Origin of the sequence: Streptomyces sp. NRRL WC-3549, from assembly GCF_000721935.1 — a bacterium.
GTDB lineage: Bacteria > Actinomycetota > Actinomycetes > Streptomycetales > Streptomycetaceae > Streptomyces.
This window is the reverse complement of the sequence record NZ_KL585394.1, coordinates 40,404-43,145: the sequence shown is the minus strand read 5'-3', so window position 1 is coordinate 43,145 and position 2,742 is coordinate 40,404. Positions and strand designations below refer to the sequence as shown.

Here is a 2,742-nt window from a genome sequence, read left to right as displayed (position 1 = left end):
GCCCCGGCGGCCCCGCCGCTGCGGCGCCGAAGCCCGCGCCCGCGCCGAAGCCGGCGCCGCCCGCCAAGAAGGGCCGCTCCAAGCTGGTCCTGCTGTGCGTCGGCGTCTTCGTGCTGTTCGGCATTGCCTACGGCGCCGGACTGCTGATGAACCACTCCGAGGTCCCCAAGGGCACCACGGTCCTCGGCGCGGACATCGGCGGCGGCACGAAGGAGGAGGCGGTCGCCAAGCTCGACGCCGCCTTCGGCGAGCGGGCCAAGGCACCCCTGACGCTGTCCGTGGACGGCAAGGAGGAGAAGCTCGACCCGGAGAAGGCTGGCCTCACGCTGAACAGCCAGGAGACCGTACGGGGCGCCGCGGGCAGCGACTACAACCCGGTCTCCGTGATCGGCTCGCTGTTCGGCGGGGCACGCCCGGCCGATCCGGTGATCCCGGTCGACGAGGAGAAGCTCGGGCTGGCGCTGACCGAGCTGGCGGGCGTCTCGGGCTCCGCCGACGACGGCACCATCAGGTTCGAGCCGGACAAGGCGGTGCCGGTGCCGGGGAAGACGGGCAAGGCGCTCGACGTCAACCGGTCGATGATCTCGGTCCGCGACGCCTACCGCGCCCAGGTCGAGACGGGGAGGCACACCGTCGTCGAACTGCCCGTCGCCACCACCGAACCCACCATCGACCAGGCCGAACTCGACCGGGCGATGAAGGAGTTCGCGGAGCCCGCGATGTCGGGGCTGATCACGATCAAGGCGGGCCCCAAGCAGATCGACTTCGGCCCTTCCCGGTCGCTGCCGAAGATCCTGTCCATGAAGCCGGTCGACGGCCGGCTGGTCGAGGTCTACGACAAGAAGGCGATCGACTCCCTGCTCGACGGCGTCTTCGACGGCATCATGATCACCAAGGGGGACGGCAAGCAGCACGAGGTGAGCGCCGACGACGTGGCCCACGCCATGCAGACCGCGCTCCTCGGCAAGACCCCCGCCGAGCGCACCGTCTCCATCGACCTGGGCGGCGCGGGCTGACCGCACGCGGCGCCCTCCGTACCCGCCGCCCCCGGCCGGACCTCCGGCCGGGGGCGGCGTCGCACCTTCCCGGCATGACATCTGTCATGCCGGATGCGGGATCCGCGGCCCTGCCGACCGGGCACCCCGTTCCGACAGGCTGAGCGCATGACAACGACAGCCGCCGCACCCGCCACGGCGAGAGCCGCCGTGGTGAGTTTCGAAGAGGTCCGCAAGGCGTACGGCGACGTACGCGCCGTCGACGGCGCGTACGTCGCCGTACGCGCCGTCGACGGACTGACCCTCGACCTGCGCCCCGGCGAGACCGTGGCCCTGCTCGGCCCCAACGGCGCCGGGAAGTCCTCCACCCTCGACCTGCTCCTGGGCCTGCGCACCGCCGACTCCGGTACGGTCCGGCTCTTCGGCACGTCACCGCAGGCGGCCATCGCCTCGGGCCGCGTCGGTGCCATGCTGCAGACCGGCGGCCTGATGGAGGGCAACCGCGCGGAGGCGGTCCGGACCGCCGGCGAGAAGGGCTGGCTCTGAACGGAGCGGGGCCCGGCCGCACCGGCGACCGGGCCCCGCCGCACCGCCCGGCCTCCTAGGGGAAGGACACCACCTGCGACGGGATGGTGGTGTCACCGGAGGTGGGGTCACCGATGTCGTTGATGACGTGCTCGTACTGCCCCTGGCCGCCCAGGGAGACCACCAGCAGGTCGTGGAACTTCACGCCGGGCTTCACCGGGGCCTGGAAGCCGTGCTGCTGGCGGATGTCCGGGTTCACGTTGAAGTAGCAGTAGCTGCCCATGCCCCAGCCCTCGTGGGTGGTGACCGAGTCGTCCACCTTGTAGGCGGCGTAGCCCTTGATGTCGCCGTTCTGGATGGCGGCCTGGTCGGGGCGTCGTACGCCTTCTCGTTCTGGTAGAAGATCGTCCTGCCGTTCTCGCCGGACCACTGGACGTCGTACTTGTTGAAGTGCTCGACGAACAGGCCGGTGGCCAGCACGTCGTCGCCCTTCACGTGGACGCCGTAGTCGGCCCGGTTGGTCTCCCAGCCGACGCCCTCGCCGTGGTCGGCGCGCCACACCCAGGTGTGGTCGATGATCGCGTCGTCGCTGTTGACGACGATGCCGGTGGTCGCCTTGCCGGGGCCGGCACCGCCGACGCGCACGAACACGTCCTGGAGGGACGTCGGGTTGGCCGCGTGGTCGGCGGAGGCGCCGTCGGGGCCGACCTCGACCAGGGTCTCGGAGTTGACCGGGCCCGCGTCGATCAGCAGACCGGCGACCTTGACCCCGTCCACGTCACCGACCTTGAGCGCGGTCACCCCGTTGTCCGGGATGATCGTGGCGAAGCCCAGGCCGAGCGCCACGGTGTCCGGGCGGTCGATCTCGATCGGCTGGTCCACGTGGTAGACCCCGGGCGTGAACAGCAGGTGCAGACCCTGGTCCACGGCCGCGTTGATGGTCTCGGCGGTGGCGCCGGGCTTGACCACGTAGAACTGGTCGAGCGGCAGGGACTCGCCCTCCGGGGTGCCGTTGCCCCAGGTGGTGCCCCGCGCGTCGGTGCGCTTCGCGGGGACGAAGACCTTGTAGTCGTCGCCGTCCAGGTAGAGGAAGGGCTTCTCCCGGGAGACCGGGGTGGTGTCGAGCGTGGTGTACGGAGGCTCCGGGAAGCTCTGCGCGGGCGCTCCCTCGACGCCGGAGAAGGTCATGTTCCAGACGCCGTTGCCCCAGCCGCCGATGGAG

Annotated in this window: 3 pseudogenes; 2 read left to right on the top strand and 1 reads right to left on the bottom strand. The window is 71.1% G+C overall.

Annotation, left to right across the window (positions count from 1 at the left end):
• Window positions 1-1,016, top strand: a pseudogene (locus IH13_RS0110830) (hypothetical protein); the annotation flags it as partial.
• 147 nt (window positions 1,017-1,163) lie between these two features.
• Window positions 1,164-1,490, top strand: a pseudogene (locus tag IH13_RS37195) (ATP-binding cassette domain-containing protein); the annotation flags it as partial.
• 106 nt (window positions 1,491-1,596) lie between these two features.
• On the opposite strand, the pseudogene IH13_RS37190 reads toward IH13_RS37195, so the two are convergent.
• Window positions 1,597-2,742, bottom strand: a pseudogene (locus IH13_RS37190) (coagulation factor 5/8 type domain-containing protein); the annotation flags it as partial.